Origin of the sequence: Acidaminococcus nyctereutis (assembly GCF_052216985.1) — a bacterium.
Taxonomy (GTDB): Bacteria; Bacillota; Negativicutes; order Acidaminococcales; family Acidaminococcaceae; genus Acidaminococcus; species Acidaminococcus fermentans_A.
The window spans coordinates 22,129-40,283 of record NZ_JBQOUY010000011.1 but is presented as its reverse complement, the minus strand read 5'-3'; the positions used below and the strand labels follow the sequence as shown (position 1 = coordinate 40,283).

The window sequence follows — 18,155 nt, the reverse complement described above, 5'->3', positions numbered from 1 at the left end:
TGGTCGTTCATCGTTCATCGTTGGTCGTCCATCGTGGAACCCACCACCATGCTGCGCACGCCCCTTTGCAAAGACTGCCGCAGATGGCGGGAATTGATGCACTATTCATACACAGTATTAGTATAGCAGGAATGGAGGGTAAAAGAAAAGAGCCTGCAAGCGCAGACTCTTGGGTCAGTATCAATTTTATTCGTTTTCCACAGGCACACCCATGCTCTGTTCCAGCAACGCGGTGGAAGTATTGTAGTCGTACAGGGCCTGGATATAGTTGTTCTTGGCGGTGGTCAGGGCCACAGACGCATCCATGACGTCGGTGTTGGTCCCCACGCCGGCCCGGTACCGGAGCTGGGCGATGCGATAATCTTCTTCCGCCTGGGCCACGGCCACTTCCGTGGTCTTGATCCGTTTTTCTGCTTCCCGCATGCTCAGATAGCTGGTCCGTACTGCCAACCGCACCTGATCACTGATCTGCCGGTAGCTTTCCTGGGCCTTTACCACATTGGCCTTGGCTTCCCGGACTTTAGCGGCATTGACACCATAGTCCCAGATATTCTGGGTAATGTTCAGTCCTACAGTCCAGTTGTCCCGGTCCTGTCCAGGGAAAGTATCATTGCTCCAGGCATTGGAAGCGCCCAGGCTCACCTGAGGCAAGCTGCCGGCGTTGGCCATTTTCTGAGCGGCCTGGGCCATGCCCACAGAGGCTTCCGCCTGGTGGATCTCCGGCCGGTTGGCCATGGCGTAGGTCACGCAGTTGTCCAGGGTATAATCATTGGGTTTGTATTCCAATCCCTGGCTCAGGTTCAGCCGGGTAGCAGTAGGCAGCCCGATCACATTGTTCAGGGAGGAAACAGCCACTTCATAGTTGTTTTCCGCCTGGGTCAGGGTCTGCTGGGCATTCACTAGTTCTACCTGGGACCGGAGCACATCAGCCTTGGCTACCACGCCCACGGCAAACTGGGCCTGGGTGTTCTTCAGGTGTTCATCCAGCCGGTCCACGGTTTCCTTGTCCAGGTTCACGGTGTTGGCGGCCTGGAGCACATCGTAGTAGCCCTTTTCCGCATTGTACCGGGTGGTTTGGTAGGAACTGCTCATACCGTACTGGTAGTAATCCAGATTCTTTTTGGCCTGATCGATGGCCCCTTCCAGCCGTCCGCCGGTATAGATAGGAACCGTGATGCTCACAGAATTGGAATGGTTATTGCCAATAACATTGGACTGGTATCTTTCTGTACGGCCGCTGGTATGAGAGAAATCAATGCTCCCCCACCGGGCTCCTTTGGCCTGGTCCAGGTTGGCCTTGGCGGCGTCCAGTTCCGCCGCAGAGATCTTCACGCTGGAATTGTTATCCAGGGCCATGCGGACGGTTTTCCCCAGGTCCAGGTTCACGGTTTCCGGAGCAGCCGCTCCGGCTGTATGGATAGAAAGGGCGCTCAGGATCACAGCGCTCAGAATCATGCTTTTGGTATGGAAATGCTTCACAATCGGACCCTCCTGTACTTTCTGACTACCTAGTCAGCTTTTATTATTATAATCAGTTGAAAAAGTAAAGTCAACCAATGACTTTTTGAACTTTTTGATCAGAATCTGGCCCGGAGCCCCACATAAGCTGTATCGGCCCCATGATCCAGCACATCCATACTCTCCCCGATCAGGGACAATTTGGGAGTAAAGGCATATTCTGCCCCCACTTTCAGTTTGGCATCATCGAAATCATAAAAATCGGTGAACAGCTTGAATTTCGGAGACAGGATCCAATCGGCCCCTACACCGAACTGGCCTTCCATGACCCCGGCCCGTCCCCAGATAAATTTATTCAGCTTCTTGTTGTAATGGAAATCCAGTTTGTCCCGGTCCCCGATGTCGGAAACTCCCAGGAAAGCATAGGCATCTTCCTTCAAGGGCAGCTTCACGCCCATATCCGTCCGCCATTTGCCTTTTTTATCATTGTACAGCACATCCGCCTGGACCTGAGCATCGGTGACTACACCCAGGATCTTGTCTGCCTTTACGGAAGTGGATTTGGCATGATGGATGGTCTCCTTCAGATCCTGCTGGGTCTGGGGATCGGTGACTACATTTTGGAGGGCTTCCGCCGTATTCCGGATCTTCTGGCTGGCATCCGCCATATTGGCTGCCATAGCGGCTACATTCTGTCCTGTGGCCCCATTGGCATCCGCCTTATCCATGATGTTATTCATATGGATGCTCATTTCCTTCATCTGCCCTACCATGGCATGGATGTCTCCCTGGTTCTGCTGGGCCATAGTGGCCAGGGCTTTGGTGAAGTCATTCATGTTCTTGGCCACTTCCCCGGTCTGGACGAAGCCTTCCCGCATGGATTTCTGCACCTTCTTGTCCCCGAATACATTGCTGAAGGCGTCCACCACCACTTCCAGCTTGTCCAGGACCTTGCCGGAAGAATCCATCAGTTTATCGATGCCTCCTGCCTGTTGCCCCGTAATGGTCTCTCCGGCTTTGAAAACCAGGCCGGTGGCGATTTTCGGTGGAGCAATGGTGACGAATTTGGTCCCCATGACCCCGTCCATGCCAATGGCGAACTGGGAATTGCGGGGGATCTTTTGCTTCTCATCCATCTTCATGACCACTTTGACCTTGGACCCGTCCACCACGATGTCATCCACTTTCCCTACAGGGACTCCTGCAAAACGGACTTCGTTACCCACTTTCAGGCCGTTCACATCGTCGAACATCACATTCAGTTTATAGGTCCGGCCGGCAAAGCTGAACACCCCCAGAAAGGTCAACATCAGGGCCAAGATCACGATGCCCCCCAGGGTGACAGCACCGACTTTGACTTCATCTGCTTTCATGCTCTTACTCCTTGTCTTCCAAAATATCACTGCGCAAAAACGCCCGCACCAGGGGTTCCCGGGTATGTCTGGCTTCTTCCACGGTACCGGAAAAAACGATGTGACCGTGGCTCAGCATCAGGATCCTGTCCGCACAGAGAAAGGCGGAGGCCATGTCATGGGTCACCAGCACAGAGGTGATGCCCAGTTTTTTCTTGGTGTCCAGGATCAGCTGGCTGATGTTGGTGGCCATAATGGGATCCAGTCCCGCAGTAGGTTCGTCATAGAGGATGATGTCCGGCTGCAGAGCCAGGGCCCGGGCCAGTCCCACCCGTTTCTGCATCCCCCCGGACAGCTGGGCCGGATACACATGTTCATTGCCGGAAAGGCCCACCGCTTCCAGAAGGTCCTTCACCCGCTTCTGGATAGCTGCTTCCGACAGGCTGGTATGCTGGCGCAGTCCAAAGGCCACATTTTCGCCCACATCCAGGAAATCGAACAGGGCAGAATACTGGAACACCATGCCCATATGCTGGCGCAGCTGGTTCCATTGGGCTTCCGTATAATTTCCCACTGGCTGGCCCTGGATCAGCACCTGTCCCCCTTGGGGCTTCAGCAGACCGATGAGCAGCTTCAGCACGGTACTTTTCCCGGTCCCGGAAGGACCGAGCACCGCCAGGGTCTCCCCTTTGGCTACAGAAAAGCTGACCCGGTCCAGGACCGTCTTGGGGCCGAAATGCATTTCCACATTCCGGAATTCAATCACAGGTTGTTCCATCTCAGCCTCCATGGACATACAGGATCACCGACAGGAAATAATTGGCGATAAAGATCAGGATAATGGACAGCACCACGGATTTGGTAGTGGCCATCCCCACCCCTTCGGCCCCTTGCTGGGCGTTGAGGCCCTTGTGGCAGCCGATGGTGGCGATGATGGCTCCGAACACGGCCCCTTTGATCAGGCCGCCGATGATGTCCCAGGGCTCGATGAAACCCCGGATGCTTTCCAGGAACATGTGGGAACTGATGCCAGCATAGTTTTCCGCCACGAACCAGCCTCCTACATCCCCCACCAAGTTGGCATAGACCACCAGTACGGGCATCATCAGGACAATGGCCAAGAGACGAGGTGTCACCAGGAACCGGATGGGACTGACCGCCATCACCCGCAGGGCATCAATCTGCTCCGTGACCTTCATGGTGCCGATTTCCGCCGCAATGGCCGCCCCGATCCGGCCAGCCACAACTACTCCGGTAAGGATGGGAGACAGTTCCCGGCCCATAGCGATGGCCACAATGCCCCCTACAGAATCTGCCGCCCCGAAACGGACGAATTCCTTGGCCGTCTGGACGGACATGACCATACCAGTGCACAGGATGGTCATGCTGACGATGGGCAGGGAATCAGCCCCCAGCCGGGCCATCTGCCTCAGGACTTCCCGCCGGTCTGCGTTCCTGGCTGCCCGGCTGGCCTCCAGGAACAGATTGACCACACGCCCGGTACGAGCACATAGATCCACCATTTTCCGGCCAACCCAGCGGCAAATCTCTTGGCATCCCATGGAAACAGCTCCTTCCTCATTATGGTATACAGATTATTATACCCTATCCAGATGAAAATTTGTAGAAAAAAGGGTTGTTGCACGTGTATGGTTTTCACACGTGCAACAACCCTCTCTTTTCTATCTCTTCTGCACATCCACTATGATATTGCTTTCTCCAGTGATGATGAAATCCATCGGGAATTTCTGCTTATACTTGCTGCCCTTCAGCAAGCCGGTCAGGGAACTTCCGCCCCCTGCGACAGACCGAGCCGCAACTCTTCGGCTGGGCCGTTCGTCCCCATAGGTGGGCATCAGATCTACAATGACTTCGTTATTGGCATCCATGTCATTGAATTCCGTCAGGAAATCCCTGAACTGTCGCTGGGAAGACTGGAACATAGCATTCTCATCTTCGCTGCTCCCATCCCCGCCATCCGGTGTCCCGTTCCTGTTGTTTTTCTTAGACAGTGCTTTGCTGAGCCAGGCCGTAGCGTTGCCGCTGCGGACGATCAAGTTCATGGGTCCGGCCGGCTGTTTATCCGGTACTTTGAAATTGACCGTCCGGGTGATTTCCTCCGAACGGTAGGGCTTGAAAGTCAGGGTAATGGGCAGGGTACCTCCCTGGACAGCGGTAGAAGGCGCGGAAGCTCCTACCATTTCGGCCACTTCACAGCCAGAGGTAGTCTCCACATCCACATTGATGTCCTGGATGGTCACTTTGTCGAACCGATTGTTCATCAGCATATCCGTAGCCACATTCAGCTCTGAATCCGTCAGCTTCCCGATATCCGTGGCACTGTAGAACATGTTTTCCCGGCGCAGTCGGATAGGGCCTTCTTTTTCTCCTTCTGCCGTAACGGTGAACCGGATCCGGGAAGTCCCCCCTCCCTTCCTGTCTTTGGCCATGCTCACCGTATTGTAGGTGACGCCATCCACCAGGGTAGGAACCAGATCCTCATCGGTGATCAGCTGGACATTGCTGCTCTTGTGTAGCCCCCGGTCCTTGTCAGTGACAGATACGTACATGGGGATGATGGGAGCATTTTCTCCTTCTTTCCCAGCAATCCCGCTGAGCCTATCCTGACTGATCCGTCCCAGTGTCTTCCCCAAGGTCCCCACTTTGAAGGCACTCTGGATATTGGGGACGGAAGCAAAGATCCAGGCATTGGTCATGAAATAGTTAGAATCTCCGTGCTGGAGGAAGGGATGGCCGAAAGCCAGAATCCGGCCTTCCTCGTCGGTCCAGGTCACGGTACCGATAGCCCCGATGACCATATCCCCCCGGACCAGGGAAACCCCCACAGAACTGCCCGGTTCCAGCTTCACATTATCCAGGGCTTCCGTACCCCCAGGTACAGCATAAGAAGTAAGACCAAAGGGAGACAGTTCCTCGTTGAGATGGGCCACCCCGTCGGCGGTGAAGCCGCTGACCATCAGCGGAGTGCTTTTGGGCAGGAAAACGGAAGGCCGGGGATCGGTCTCATCAAAGAGCCGGAGCATTTCATTGATAGGCGTCAGGAAGCAGTAATTGGGGTCAGAAAAAGCTTGGCCATAGGCTACCGCTCCTGCCAGACGGCCATCGATATACACCGGGCTCCCGCTCATGCCCTGGGCGATGCCTCCGCTTTCCTTCAGCAGCGGTCCGGAAGCCTTGATCAGGATATTATAGCCCCCGGTATCCGTGCCGGTGACTCCCAAGACCTCCACATCGAAAGTTTCGATGTCTGCGCCCCGGATCACGGTCTTTCCATACCCTTTCATCCCCGGCTTCAATTCTTCCACCGCGATGGTGGGAATGGCAGCGCTCACTAGGGAAACCAGTGCCAAAAGGCTTCCCAAGGTCAGCACCAGAAGCCGTTTCCACTTCAAATGATCCATATTTCCTCCTGTAAAAAAGAGGGTGTGATTTGTGTCTTCACACCCTCTGGTCCCTGTCATTTTTCAAAAGCCTGCTTCCGCCTCTTAAGGCTGGATGGTAGCCACAACCTGATCCGCTGCGATCTGGCTGCCGGGAGCCACTTCCACGGAAATCACTTTTCCGCTGCAGTTGGCGCGGGCTGCCGGTGCCGTTCCGGTCAATGTCTTCACCGTCACCAGTACAGAACCTTCCGATACCTGGGTGCCTACAGAAACCACCGTTGCCACCTGGCCGGACAAACTGCTCTTCTGGGGCTGCACCCCGGCTGCCTGGGCCACGCCCAGGGCTAGCAATACCATCAGCAAGGCTGCTGCCCATATTTTTCTGTTTTTCAAGATTTTGTGTAACATGATCAGCACCTCTTTTCTTTCGTTTGTTTATTATATACCGAAGGAGCGGGGAGATGCAAGAGGGGAGGGAACGGCTGCCAGTGACATTTTGACCAGTGACATCTCTTTCTCTTATTTTCTGAACACCCCCAGCGCCACTCTTACTGGACGCTCAGTTCCGTCACTGGGATCGTTCATGATCTTTCCGTTGACCACCATTTCACTGGACCCTCCTCCGTCGAAATTCATGGCTCGATCGGCTCCCAGCTGGACGAAATACCGGCCAAATTCCTGCAGGGACATCCCCACACTGTCATCGGACCGGCCGTCCGCCACCAGGATCAGTACCGTACCATCTTTCTTGATGCCTACCCCTGTCCGAGGAGCTCTTCCTCGGGCAATATCGTCGGCGATCTCTTCCTCGTCACTGGTCACCCTGACCTGCCCATCCCAGACCAGCTGGGGACCGGCGGAGCCTACAGAAGGAGCACTGTCAGCAGCAGGGTTCCCCAGGGTCTGGGTCACTGCCACTCGGTCTCCTGTCCGCAGCCTGTTCAAGAAGGAGGCAGCAGCCCCGTTTCCCGAAAGCACTGTAGTTCCGGGAGTGAGAACCATACTGCCGGCGCCCTTCCGGATTTCCCGGACCACTCCATTGGCCAGCCGGACCTCTGTGCCATAAACATTGGTATCGGTGGTATCATCATATCCATCGTTATACAGGATCAATTCATTGGCCAACCGCATCCGGTCCACTCCGCTGATGGCAAAGTTTTTTCCGTCCGGCCGGGTGACCGTCCCCTGGTAGGCCAATCCACGCTGGATGGAAGGGGCCCCCGTCTGGGGAATCACCAGACCGGTCCGGGGGGTACTTTCCATCCCCAGCCATTTGTCCTGGATCTTCAAGTTCCCTACCACCCAGATGTCGCTATCAAAATAGGAAGCATTCACCAGTGCCACAGCTCCCGAACGTTTCTGGATCATGGACAGGGTCCCCCGCTGGATGGTCTTGCCATAGCCGGGGATGAAATCCAGCTGGAAATCACTGGATGGTGCCAAGGTCAGGAGATATGTCTTCACTTGTCCAGCCCCCAGGTCCACCGTACTCTCCCGGTAGGTCAGCCCTTTGCCCAGCCATTGGGACCTCCCCACTGCTGGTTTAGCGGTACGGCCCCCTGGACTCCCGGAACGGGGAAAATCTACTACCAGGCGCTGGGGATTCTTCAACAGGAAGATTTTGTAGACGGGCACGGTTTTCCGGAATACGACCACCAGACGGCTATCCTTCCCCTGGGGCTCCAGATACGCTTTCTGGATCCGGGGATCCCGAAGCCGGACCATTTCCGTCCGCTCTGCCTTCCCTTTCAAATCGATGATCAGTTGATTCCCCGCCACCCGAGAAGTATAGGACAGCGGAACATCGAGGTCCATCACCACCCGGGCCCTTTGGGGTGTCACCCCGCCCCGCAGGGAACCGACCTTAGCTGCCTGGACTGCCGGCAGTGAAGCCGACAGCAGCAGTCCCGCCAAGAAAAATCGCACTATCCATTGTCTGCCACTGTGATTCATGGTATATTTTCAAATCCTTTCACAGAAAAAGAGGGCGTTGCCCCTGCAACAGCCCCCTTATTTTCCTTCCAATATTTCCAGCAATGCAGAATCATCCAGCGCCATGCCGGCTCCTTTAGCCACACATTCCCGGGGATGATCAGCTACCCGGGTCCTGACATGGGTCCCTGCTTCGATGCACTCATCCAGGCCTTCCAGCAGTGCGCCGCCTCCCGTCAGGACGATTCCCGTTTCCAATAGATCCGCGGCCAGTTCTGGCGGTGTTTTCTCCAAAACACTGTGGATACAGGCCAGGATGGGACCGATAGGTTCCCCCAGGCCCCGCACGGTATCCTGGGAGGAAAGACGCAAAGAGGTAGGCAGAGCGGTGATATTGTCTCTGCCATGGATGATTTTGGTGCTTCGACGCCCCCTGCGGCTCACTGTCCCGATATCCAGTTTGATTTCTTCCGCCAACGATCCTTCAATCTGGATATTCAGCGCATCCCGCAGATGCCGGACCAATCCTTCATTGAACGCCTCGCCTCCCATCCGGAGAGAAGCTGCCTGGATGATCCGTCCCATACTCAGCACCGCAGCACTGGTGGTGCCGCTTCCGATGTCCACCACCATCCGGCCTTTGGGTTCCTGGATAGGAAGACCGGCCCCCAGCGCCGCCGCCAAAGGCCCTTCAATCAAAAAGGTTTTGGCCGCTCCAGCCAGGAGCGCCGCTTCCGTCACCGCCCGCCGTTCCACGCCTGTGACTCCAGTCGGGACACAGATCATCACCCGGGGCTTGAAGAATAGATTCCTCCCCACCACCCGGTCCAAGACGGTTTCCAACAGTCCCACTGATCCATCAAAATCCGCTATGACGCCATTTTCCAAGGGCCAGACAACTTCCCACTGTCCCTTCCCCGTCATTTCCCGTGCTTTGGATCCGATAGCTGCCGTTTTCCCGGTATTGGGATCCAGTGCCACGACAGTAGGTTCCTCTAAGACGATTCCCCGATTCTTCATGAACACCCTGGTAGAAGCCGTCCCCAAATCGATTCCCACATCTACCGGATTGAACAGCCGGGAAAGCCAACTTTTTTCCGTATGTTTCATGGCCCATCAGCCAACCCGCTGGATGTCGGCTCCCAGTCCAGTCAGTTTCGCGACCAGATTTTCGTAACCTCGATCGATATGGAAAATATCCGTGATCTCCGTCACCCCATCGGCCACCAATCCGGCCAGGACCATGGCAGCCCCAGCCCGCAGGTCCGTTGCCCGTACCTGGCAGCCATAGAGCTTGGGAACGCCTTCCACAATAGCTGCTCTTCCGCCGCTGGTCCGGATATTGGCCCCCATCCGGAGCAGTTCATCCACATGCATGAACCGGTTCTCAAATACCGTTTCCAAGACAGAACTCTGGCCCTTGGCAATGCACATCATGGCCATGACCTGAGCCTGCATATCCGTAGGGAAGCCTGGATAGGGCAGCGTCTTGATGGTAATGGCCTGGAGTTCCCGAGGGCCTACCACATGGACATCATTGATGCCTTCTTCCACTACGGCGCCTGCTTCCCGCAGCTTGGCAATCAAAGGTTTCATATGCTCACAGAGTACATTATCCACCAGGATATCTCCCTGGGTCATGGCTCCAGCTACCATGAAAGTCCCCGCTTCGATCCGATCGGGGATCACGGTGTGCTCCCCGCCCTTCATGCTTTCCACGCCGTCGATCCGGATGGCCGTGGTCCCAGCGCCCCGGACCTTGCCGCCCATTACATTGATGTAGTTGGCCAGGTCGACGATTTCCGGTTCCTGAGCCGCATTTTCAATGAGGGTGGTCCCTTTCGCCATGGAAGCTGCCATCATGAGATTTTCTGTAGCGCCTACACTGGGGAAATCCAGGTAGATCGTAGTCCCTACCAGTCCATGGGGAGCAAAGGCCTCGATATAGCCATGCCCCTGTTCGATTTTTGCGCCCAGGGCCTCAAATCCCTTCAGATGGATATCGATGGGCCGGGTCCCGATGGCACAGCCCCCCGGCAGGGATATCTTGGCCCGTCCGATCCGTGCCAGCAGGGAGCCCATGACCAAAAACGAAGCCCGCATGGTACTCACCAAATCATAGGGGGCTTCCCATCCAGTCACATTCCGGCTGTCGATTTTCAGAACATGGGGGGTGGAATGATCCACTTTCAGCCCCAGACATTCCAGTACTTTGCAGATGGTGCTGACATCTTCCAATTCAGGGACTTCCAGAATCGTACTGCCTTCCGTCCCCAGGACAGAAGCTGCAATGATGGGCAATACCGCATTTTTGGCACCGCTGACCCGTACCGTACCCTTCAGGTGATGACCACCCTTTACCACCAGTTTCTCCACTCCTGATTCCACACCTTTCCTTGCTGGAAGAGAAGTCCTGCTTCTCTTTCTTCTTTTATTCATGGATGATTATGGATGCCCCACAGCTTGGCACGCCGTTTCTGCTGATTGTCCAGCTGCTCAGCCAGGCGCAGGCGCATCTCATTCTGTTCTTTTTCCTGCAGGCTCTTTTTCCGAGCGGTTTCCGCCGGATTTTCTATGGCCTGTTTCCTCTTTTTTTCTTCCCAGTGTTGTTTTTCTCGTTCCGCCTTTTCCCGGCGTTTCCGAGAAACCTCCCTGGCCCTCGCCTCTGCCTGCTGCCGAGGTGTCAGCTGATGCTGATGCAGGAATTGTGCACGCCGGATCAGATAAACCGGAACCACCAGTGGCATGAGCAGGAACGTCCCCACTACCCAGAGATTTTTGTGTTTCATCCCAATGCTGTGGCTGTCCAGGAAGATCACCCACGTCACCAGACAGCAAACTACCAGCGCAATCATATTGGACAAGCCGTACGGCACCCCCTTAATGTCTACGGAACTTCCAATTTTACGATTCCAGCTTCCATGTCCATTTGATAACTAGATTATTATACCATAGAACATTCTGTTTTCCATAGAGGGAAATGGAAAAAGGGGCTGTTGCCCATGCAACAGCCCCTTTTTTCAGAAATTTCTCGTATGGGTCCGCAGGCGGTCCGCCAGGATATTGTAGTATACTTCTTTTTCCTGAATGGTTTTCCGGAGCTCACGGATCTGTTCTTCATTGGTGGTTCCTGCCAGCCGTTCATTGAGTTCGACCAGTTCCAGGCGCAGCTGCCCCATTTTGCTGGCAGCCATCTTGCTGATAAAGTCCACAGCGGATCCCCCCTCTGCCTGCTGCAATGACCTTTTCTCCTGCCAGGTTTATTTATCTACTGGATAAGGTGGCACCTTGCCTGCCAACGAGGCTGTCTTCAGCCGTGCTTCCGCCCTGCGCAGGATCTTTTCAGTATGTTCTACGTCCGTCAGGGCGTCTGGATGGTCCAGTCTGGCCAAGGCTTCCTGCCGGATCTTCTGGTATTTGGCTACATCGATGTTCTCGGCTTTCTGGGCCCTGGGTGTCAGGATGACCACCTGATTGTCCCTGACCTCCGCAAATCCCCCTTCTACGTAGACCAGGATCACTTGATCCTCTTTATCCTGTACTTTCAGGGTCCCTTCCCCAAGCACAGCAATCATCGGACTGTGATTGGCTAAGATCCCGACGCCTCCATTTACTGTATTCAACAACACATAGGAAATATCCTCCCTCTTGACCAAAAGTTTTTCAGGGGTGAGGACTTCCAGTTTCATTAACTTGGCCATATCATTCGCCCTTCAGTTTCTTGCCCTTGGCCACCGCCTCATCGATGGATCCCACCATGTAGAAAGCGCTCTCTGGCAAATCATCATGTTTCCCTTCCAGGATTTCTTTGAAGCCCCGGATGGTTTCCGACAGAGGGACGTATTTCCCAGGCTGGCCGGTGAACTGCTGGGCCACGAAAAAAGGCTGGCTCAGGAACCGCTGGACCTTCCTGGCCCTGGATACGGTCAGTTTATCCTGTTCGTTCAATTCTTCCATGCCCAGGATGGCAATGATATCCTGGAGTTCCTTATAGCGCTGGAGGATCTTCTGGACGCCCCGGGCCACTTCATAGTGTTCTTTTCCGATCACCAGTGGATCCAAGATCCGGCTGGTAGAAGCCAGTGGATCCACTGCCGGATAGATCCCCAATTCCACGATTTCACGGGACAGCACTGTGGTCGCATCCAAATGGGCAAAGGTCGCCGCTGGAGCCGGATCCGTCAGGTCGTCGGCAGGGACGTAGACTGCCTGTACGGAAGTGATGGATCCGCTCCGGGTGGAAGTGATCCGCTCTTCCAGAGCTCCCATTTCATTGGCCAGGGTGGGCTGGTACCCTACTGCAGAGGGCATGCGCCCCAGAAGGGCGGAGACTTCAGAACCGGCCTGGATGAACCGGAAGATGTTGTCAATGAACAGCAGGACATCCTGCCCTCCTACATCCCGGAAATATTCCGCCATGGTAAGACCGGTGAGCCCCACCCGCATACGGGCTCCCGGCGGTTCATTCATCTGGCCGTAGACCAGAGCTGTCTTGTCGATGACCCCGGATTCTTTCATTTCACCCCACAGGTCATTCCCTTCCCGAGTCCGTTCGCCGACTCCGGAAAATACGGAATATCCTCCGTGGTTGGTAGCCACATTGTGAATCAGTTCCATAATCAGCACCGTCTTACCCACGCCGGCGCCGCCGAAAAGACCGATTTTTCCTCCCAAGGCATACGGAGCGATCAGATCCACTACTTTGATGCCTGTTTCCATGATCTTGGTTTCCGTGGACTGGTCCGCCAGATCCGGAGCTGGCCGGTGGATGGGCCAATAAGCGGCGGCCTGGACCGGGGTAGGATCATCGTCCACCGTTTCTCCCAGGACATTGAATACCCGTCCTAGGCACCCTTTTCCCACAGGCACCGTAATGGGTTTGCCTGTATCCATCGCTTCCATGTTCCGGGTCAGTCCATCAGTGGAACTCATAGCCACGGTGCGGACTACATCATCCCCGATATGTTGGACCACTTCAGCGGTCAAATGCACATGGATGTCCTTCGACGCCCTGGCATCGATCTCAATGGCATTGTAAATGGCCGGCAGTTCTTTATCCGGGAAACGGATATCCACTACGGGCCCCATCACTTGGACCACTCTGCCCACATGCCCTCTGGCTTTGGCAGAGAGACGGGCAACGGCCTTGTCGATTGCTTGTTTCTGCTCTTCCGACACGATTCGTGCCTCCCTTATTTCAACGCTTCTGCGCCGCTGACGATTTCATTGATTTCCGTAGTGATGCTGGCCTGCCGCACCTTCTGATAGTAAACCTGCAGCTTTCCCAAAAGATTCTGGGCGTTGTCCGTAGCTGTACTCATAGCCGTCATCCGAGAAGCCAGTTCGCAGGCCGAACTTTGGATGAGCGCTGTAAAGATCTGGCTGCGCAGATAGTAATGAGCCAGGTAGGAAAGCATCTTGGCTGGTTCCGGTTCGAAGATCAGCGTGGTGTAATCCGTAGGATCATCTTCCTCCCAGACCTCCTGGGAACGGACTTCCAACGCATTCTTTGCTTTCGGCTGCACCGGCAGCAGCGGCACCGTCTTAGGGATCTGGATCATGGCGGATTTGAAATAGGTGAAGATGATATCCACTTCATCCACTTCCCGGTGGACGAAAAGGGATTCCACATAATCGGCGATTTCTTCCGCCGCCTCAAAAGTCGGTTTTTCCGAAAATCCTGACCAGCTTTTGGCGATATGATAGCCCCAATGATTGAGGCTGATCTTCATCTGCTTGCCCACTGCCAAAAGCGGCGAATCCTCTTTGCCCCTGAGCTCTACTCCGGTATATTTGACGACATTGTTATTATAAGGACCGGCCAGCCCCTTATCCGACCCGATGACCACATAGGCGGTCTTATACACCGGCCGTTTTTCCAGGAGCGGATTGGCCTTCATATCCAGATGAGCCATCACCGACGGATCGCTGACCGCTTCCTGGAGGATGCTTTTCAGTTTTTCTGCATAGGGCAGGCTGGCATCAGCCCGCTGCTGGGCCTGATGCATCCGGGCCGAGGCCACCATCTGCATGGCTCCCGTGATCTTGCTGATGCTGCCTACCGTTTTCATATGGGCACGGATCCCACTGGTATTTGCCATCCAGGATCACCTGCCTTACATGCTGCTTGCCGAGCCAGGCGAAAACAGTTTCCCGAAGTCATCCAGGGCCTCGTCCAGCTCTTCCTTCAGGTCATCAGAGAGTTTCTGTTCTTTTTCCAGCCGGGTCAGGATAATGGAGCAGTGATTGTTCAGATACCCCAGCATCTCATGGGCATACCGGGTCACCTCTTCCACCGGGATTTCATCCAGGAATCCATTGTTCACCGCATAGAGGGAAATGACTTCCTGGGCCATGGAAAGGGGCTGGTACTGCCCCTGTTTCAGCATTTCCGTCACCCGTGCCCCACGGTCCAGCTGAGCCTTGGTCTCCCGGTCCAGATCGGATCCAAATTGGGCAAAAGCCGCCAGTTCCCGGTATTGGGCCAGGGAAAGCCGCAATGTCCCCGCTACGCTTTTCATAGCTTTGGTCTGGGCCGCGCCCCCTACCCGGGAAACAGAAAGCCCAGAGTTCAAAGCCGGACGGACACCGGAGTTGAACAGGTCCGTTTCCAGATAGATCTGACCGTCCGTAATGGAAATCACGTTGGTAGGGATATAGCCGCTCACATCCCCTGCCTGGGTCTCGATAATGGGCAGGGCCGTCATGGAACCGCCCCCATGCCGTTCATTCCGGCGGCAGGCCCGTTCCAAGAGCCGGGAATGGAGGTAGAACACATCCCCAGGATACGCTTCCCGTCCCGGCGGACGGCGGAGCAGCAGGCTCATGGCCCGGTAGGCCACGGCGTGTTTGCTCAAGTCGTCATAGACGATCAGCACATCTTTTCCCTGATCCATGAAATATTCCCCCACAGCAGCCCCGGCATAAGGAGCCAGATACTGCATAGGAGCTGTATCGGCAGCCGTCGCCGCCACGATCATGGTATAGGCGGTGGCACCGTATTGTTCAAAAGTATGGTACAGCCGAGCTACGGACGAAGCTTTCTGTCCGATAGCGACATAGATACAGATCACATCCTTGCCCTTCTGGTTCAGGATGGTATCGACGGCAATGGCGGTCTTTCCAGTTCCCCGGTCTCCGATGATCAGTTCCCGCTGGCCCCGGCCAATGGGTACCAGGGCATCTACAGCCTTGAGCCCGGTCTGGAGCGGGACATCCACCGGCTGGCGGGCAGCGATTCCCGGAGCCTGATGTTCAATGGGATACTTGACCTGTGTCTTGATGGCCCCTTTACCATCCAAGGGAAGCCCCAGGGGGCTGACGATCCGTCCCAGCATGGCATCTCCTACAGGGATTTCCATGATTTCACCGGTCCGGCGCACCATATCTCCTTCTTTGATTTCCGTGGCGCCGCCCAGCAGCACGATCCCCACTTCATTTTCCCGGAGGTTCTGGACCATCCCATAGACTCCGTCATGGAGGGCCACCAGTTCGCCGCTCATGGCACCGCCCAAACCGGAAGCCGTGCAAATGCCGTCGCCGACTTTTTCCACCACTCCGATTTCTTCCAAATCTACATCATTGTGGAACGATTTGACCCCCTGGGCCAAGGCATCGGTCATTTTTTCCGTATGGTCCAGATCTTGGTCATCCAGATGGATGGCTTTCATGATGGCATCCATCTTTTCCAGCTGACGTTTCATGGTGGCATCAAAAATGTGGTCTCCGTACTGGATCAGTACGCCGCCGACCACGCTGGGATCCACCTTTTTTGCCTGCAGTTCTACAGGTTTCTGGAATTTCTCTGTCAGCAGTTCCTTCAGCAGTCCTGCCTCCTCTGCATCCAGAGGACGGGCCGTGGTGACCGTTAGCGGCAGGATATCTTCCCCTTCAAATAGAGTCTCGTCATCCTGGGTAAGGGTCACTCGTTCCAGGATCTGCTTCCACAGAGCTTCCTTGCTTTTGCTGTTCATAGGTTGTAACTGCCTCCACAGTTCCTTTGCAGGGACTTCTTATTTTTTCTGTGCAGCCAGGGTTTCATCGGTGATCCTGGCAACCAGCTGCTGATCTTCTGCTGAAGTCAGTTTTTCCTGCAGTACCCGTCCGGCGATTTCCGTACTCAGAGCGATGATCTGTTCCCGGACATCCAGCAGGGCTTTTTTCTTTTCGATTTCCACAGTCTGCCGTCCGGAGGCCAGCAGTTCCTCCCGCTCCTTCTGGGCATTGGCCAGCGCTTCATCATGGAGCTCCTGGGCCATAGCATTGGCTTTGGAAATGATATCGTTGGCTTCTTTCTTGGCATTCTTCAGCTGGGTGACATATTCCGCCTTCAGTTCCTCAGCCTCTTTCCGGGCATGATCCGCCTGGTCCATATCCTTGACGATCTTCGTCCGGCGGTCATCCATAGCCTTCAAAAGAGGCTTATAGGCAAACTTCGCCAGCACCCACAGCAGGATGATGAAGTTCACCACCTGGGCAATCAGTGTATAGTTAATACTTACCATTCCCGACCACTTCCTTTCTCCCCACGGTTCTCCCCATTCTTTTATTTAACAAAAGGATTGGCGAATACCAGGACGATAGCGATAACGGAAGCAATGATGGGGATGGATTCGACCAAGCCGATACCGATCAGCATGTTCACCTGGAAGCTGCCGGCCTGTTCCGGCTGCCGGGCCATACATTCCAAGGCTTTGGAGGCAACGGTGGAGTCCCCTCGGGTAGCCGCGAAAGAAGCACCTACGCCAATTAAGGCTGCGCCCAAAATAGAAGCGATGATGATCAGGGTATTGTTGTCTATCATTTTTTACATCCTTTCTTTTTCCAGACTTTTATTTGTTGGAATGGACTTGCTTAAAAATCGGAGCCAGGGCAATCACGGTCAGCATCGTAAAGATGAAAGCCTGGAGAAAACCTATGATCAGGCTGAAACCGATCCACAGGTTCGGTACCACCCAAGGTACCAGCATATACAGCACAGCCAGCAGGATTTCCCCTGCCAGGATATTCCCGAAAAGACGCAGAGCCATGGTCAGCGGTTTGGCCAGTTCTTCGATGATGTTCAGCGGGAGCATCAGGGCAAAGGGAGAAACCAGATGTTTGAAGTATCTGGGCCCCTGCTGGATGACCCCAATGATATAGGTGGCAACGGCGACCGTAATGGAAAGTCCCAGTGCCACGTTGATGTCATTGGTCGGTGAAGACAGATGCACGCCCACAGAAGGCATCAGCCCCAGCTCGTTCCCCACAAAGATGTACAGGAACAGCGTCAGGACAAAAGGCGTGGCCACCCGGCGTCCTTCTACCCCAAGGTTGGCATCCATCAATTTCTCCAGCCACTCAACGATCATCTCCACCAAATTCTGGATTCCATAGGGAATCTCCCGCACCCGGCGGGTGGCGGCAAAGACGATTGCGGCCACGATCAGCATGGTGAGCCAGGACATATAGAGGGTCTGCATATTCAGGCTGATCCCCGGCAGGACTTCTGTAGTCCCATAATGGATGACTTCCGAACTTGCAGCTTCTGCAATTCCCATATACGTATCACTTCCTTTACAAGATTTTTATTTTTTATCGGAAACTCTGGACATCCAGGGTTCCCGGCATCCAAGACGGCACCGGGCCATCTGGATGATCAACCCCACATTCAAGATCAGGAAACCGGCCATGACCAGCACCGACTGCCACCGGTACCGCAGGGCCAGCAGTGTCCAGCACAGGAGGACGGCAATGCGGCAAAACATGGTCCGGTGCATGGCAAGGGCCGCTTTTCCAGGCTCCTTCCGCATGCCCCGGTGGATTCCCCACAGCACCAGGAATGTATCGGACAGCCCGGCAGCCGTTCCCAAAACGGCCCCTCGGCCATCCCCTCCTGACACCAGAGCCAGGACCAGGAAGCAGCCGGCCAGTACCGCCTGTTTCCGGAAGAGGCTCCGAAGCTGTCCTCCCAAGAGCTGGAGCAGATTCCCGTCGGGAGTTCCCGGAACTGCTTTCCGGAAATCCATTT

Annotated in this window: 19 protein-coding genes; all 19 read right to left on the bottom strand. The window is 55.0% G+C overall.

The window, feature by feature from the left end; all coding sequences use genetic code 11:
- Positions 1–186: 186 nt before the first annotated feature.
- The 19 genes from ACTUHY_RS07005 to ACTUHY_RS06915 all read right to left on the bottom strand — a co-directional run bounded on the left by ACTUHY_RS07005 (position 187) and on the right by ACTUHY_RS06915 (position 18,153).
- Positions 187–1,479: a TolC family protein gene (locus ACTUHY_RS07005; RefSeq protein WP_442827138.1), complete on the bottom strand. Its 1,293-nt coding sequence runs from the start codon at positions 1,477–1,479 to the stop codon at positions 187–189.
- 98 nt (positions 1,480–1,577) lie between these two features.
- Positions 1,578–2,831, bottom strand: coding sequence for an MlaD family protein (locus ACTUHY_RS07000; RefSeq protein WP_442827137.1), 1,254 nt, complete (start codon positions 2,829–2,831; stop codon positions 1,578–1,580).
- A 4-nt stretch (positions 2,832–2,835) separates the two neighbouring features.
- Positions 2,836–3,588, bottom strand: a complete 753-nt coding sequence (locus tag ACTUHY_RS06995) for an ABC transporter ATP-binding protein (RefSeq protein ID WP_442827136.1) — start codon at positions 3,586–3,588, stop codon at positions 2,836–2,838.
- Between the two features lies 1 nt (position 3,589).
- Positions 3,590–4,372, bottom strand: coding sequence for an MlaE family ABC transporter permease (locus ACTUHY_RS06990; RefSeq protein ID WP_278673511.1), 783 nt, complete (start codon positions 4,370–4,372; stop codon positions 3,590–3,592).
- Positions 4,373–4,492: 120 nt separating this feature from the next.
- Complete coding sequence (locus ACTUHY_RS06985) at positions 4,493–6,232, bottom strand: SpoIVB peptidase S55 domain-containing protein (protein ID WP_442827135.1); 1,740 nt, start codon at positions 6,230–6,232, stop codon at positions 4,493–4,495.
- 84 nt (positions 6,233–6,316) lie between these two features.
- Entirely contained in the window at positions 6,317–6,607 is a 291-nt protein-coding gene (locus tag ACTUHY_RS06980; RefSeq protein ID WP_442827134.1) for a biotin/lipoyl attachment domain-containing protein, read from the bottom strand.
- Between the two features lie 126 nt (positions 6,608–6,733).
- Positions 6,734–8,128, bottom strand: a complete 1,395-nt coding sequence (locus tag ACTUHY_RS06975; RefSeq protein ID WP_442827133.1) for a phosphodiester glycosidase family protein — start codon at positions 8,126–8,128, stop codon at positions 6,734–6,736.
- Between the two features lie 96 nt (positions 8,129–8,224).
- A complete protein-coding gene (mreB, locus tag ACTUHY_RS06970; protein ID WP_442827132.1) occupies positions 8,225–9,256 on the bottom strand; it encodes a rod shape-determining protein in 1,032 nt (343 codons plus the stop codon).
- 6 nt (positions 9,257–9,262) lie between these two features.
- The gene (gene murA / locus ACTUHY_RS06965; protein WP_442827168.1) at positions 9,263–10,522 is read right to left on the bottom strand and encodes a UDP-N-acetylglucosamine 1-carboxyvinyltransferase; all 1,260 of its coding nucleotides are present in this window, start codon (positions 10,520–10,522) and stop codon (positions 9,263–9,265) included.
- 59 nt (positions 10,523–10,581) lie between these two features.
- Complete coding sequence (locus ACTUHY_RS06960; RefSeq protein WP_442827131.1) at positions 10,582–11,001, bottom strand: hypothetical protein; 420 nt, start codon at positions 10,999–11,001, stop codon at positions 10,582–10,584.
- A gap of 165 nt (positions 11,002–11,166) precedes the next feature.
- Entirely contained in the window at positions 11,167–11,385 is a 219-nt protein-coding gene (locus tag ACTUHY_RS06955; protein ID WP_442827130.1) for a hypothetical protein, read from the bottom strand.
- Between the two features lie 21 nt (positions 11,386–11,406).
- Positions 11,407–11,847: an ATP synthase F1 subunit epsilon gene (atpC, locus tag ACTUHY_RS06950; protein ID WP_442827129.1), complete on the bottom strand. Its 441-nt coding sequence runs from the start codon at positions 11,845–11,847 to the stop codon at positions 11,407–11,409.
- Between the two features lies 1 nt (position 11,848).
- The gene (atpD, locus tag ACTUHY_RS06945; RefSeq protein ID WP_347567752.1) at positions 11,849–13,300 is read right to left on the bottom strand and encodes a F0F1 ATP synthase subunit beta; all 1,452 of its coding nucleotides are present in this window, start codon (positions 13,298–13,300) and stop codon (positions 11,849–11,851) included.
- A gap of 38 nt (positions 13,301–13,338) precedes the next feature.
- On the bottom strand, positions 13,339–14,247 hold the full coding sequence (atpG, locus tag ACTUHY_RS06940; protein ID WP_442827128.1) for an ATP synthase F1 subunit gamma: 909 nt from the start codon (positions 14,245–14,247) through the stop codon (positions 13,339–13,341).
- A gap of 15 nt (positions 14,248–14,262) precedes the next feature.
- Entirely contained in the window at positions 14,263–16,119 is a 1,857-nt protein-coding gene (gene atpA, locus ACTUHY_RS06935) for a F0F1 ATP synthase subunit alpha (protein ID WP_442827127.1), read from the bottom strand.
- Between the two features lie 39 nt (positions 16,120–16,158).
- Positions 16,159–16,650: a F0F1 ATP synthase subunit B gene (gene atpF / locus ACTUHY_RS06930; RefSeq protein ID WP_442827126.1), complete on the bottom strand. Its 492-nt coding sequence runs from the start codon at positions 16,648–16,650 to the stop codon at positions 16,159–16,161.
- A 41-nt stretch (positions 16,651–16,691) separates the two neighbouring features.
- Positions 16,692–16,949: an ATP synthase F0 subunit C gene (atpE, locus tag ACTUHY_RS06925; protein ID WP_276690976.1), complete on the bottom strand. Its 258-nt coding sequence runs from the start codon at positions 16,947–16,949 to the stop codon at positions 16,692–16,694.
- Positions 16,950–16,977: 28 nt separating this feature from the next.
- Positions 16,978–17,685 (bottom strand): F0F1 ATP synthase subunit A, encoded by a 708-nt coding sequence (gene atpB, locus ACTUHY_RS06920; RefSeq protein WP_442827125.1) that lies wholly within the window; start codon positions 17,683–17,685, stop codon positions 16,978–16,980.
- A gap of 27 nt (positions 17,686–17,712) precedes the next feature.
- Positions 17,713–18,153 (bottom strand): hypothetical protein, encoded by a 441-nt coding sequence (locus tag ACTUHY_RS06915; RefSeq protein ID WP_442827124.1) that lies wholly within the window; start codon positions 18,151–18,153, stop codon positions 17,713–17,715.
- Positions 18,154–18,155: the final 2 nt, after the last annotated feature.

Bases quoted from the DNA above. Each gene is read 5' to 3' on its own strand.
- atpF (WP_442827126.1), bottom strand. From the start codon at position 16,650: ATGGTAAGTATTAACTATACACTGATTGCCCAGGTGGTGAACTTCATC.
- ACTUHY_RS07000 (WP_442827137.1), bottom strand. From the start codon at position 2,831: ATGAAAGCAGATGAAGTCAAAGTCGGTGCTGTCACCCTGGGGGGCATC.
- atpE (WP_276690976.1), bottom strand. From the start codon at position 16,949: ATGATAGACAACAATACCCTGATCATCATCGCTTCTATTTTGGGCGCA.
- ACTUHY_RS06960 (WP_442827131.1), bottom strand. From the start codon at position 11,001: ATGATTGCGCTGGTAGTTTGCTGTCTGGTGACGTGGGTGATCTTCCTG.
- ACTUHY_RS06990 (WP_278673511.1), bottom strand. From the start codon at position 4,372: ATGGGATGCCAAGAGATTTGCCGCTGGGTTGGCCGGAAAATGGTGGAT.
- ACTUHY_RS06915 (WP_442827124.1), bottom strand. From the start codon at position 18,153: ATGGATTTCCGGAAAGCAGTTCCGGGAACTCCCGACGGGAATCTGCTC.
- atpC (WP_442827129.1), bottom strand. From the start codon at position 11,847: ATGGCCAAGTTAATGAAACTGGAAGTCCTCACCCCTGAAAAACTTTTG.
- mreB (WP_442827132.1), bottom strand. From the start codon at position 9,256: ATGAAACATACGGAAAAAAGTTGGCTTTCCCGGCTGTTCAATCCGGTA.
- atpA (WP_442827127.1), bottom strand. From the start codon at position 16,119: ATGAACAGCAAAAGCAAGGAAGCTCTGTGGAAGCAGATCCTGGAACGA.
- atpG (WP_442827128.1), bottom strand. From the start codon at position 14,247: ATGGCAAATACCAGTGGGATCCGTGCCCATATGAAAACGGTAGGCAGC.
- ACTUHY_RS06995 (WP_442827136.1), bottom strand. From the start codon at position 3,588: ATGGAACAACCTGTGATTGAATTCCGGAATGTGGAAATGCATTTCGGC.
- ACTUHY_RS06985 (WP_442827135.1), bottom strand. From the start codon at position 6,232: ATGGATCATTTGAAGTGGAAACGGCTTCTGGTGCTGACCTTGGGAAGC.
- atpB (WP_442827125.1), bottom strand. From the start codon at position 17,685: ATGGGAATTGCAGAAGCTGCAAGTTCGGAAGTCATCCATTATGGGACT.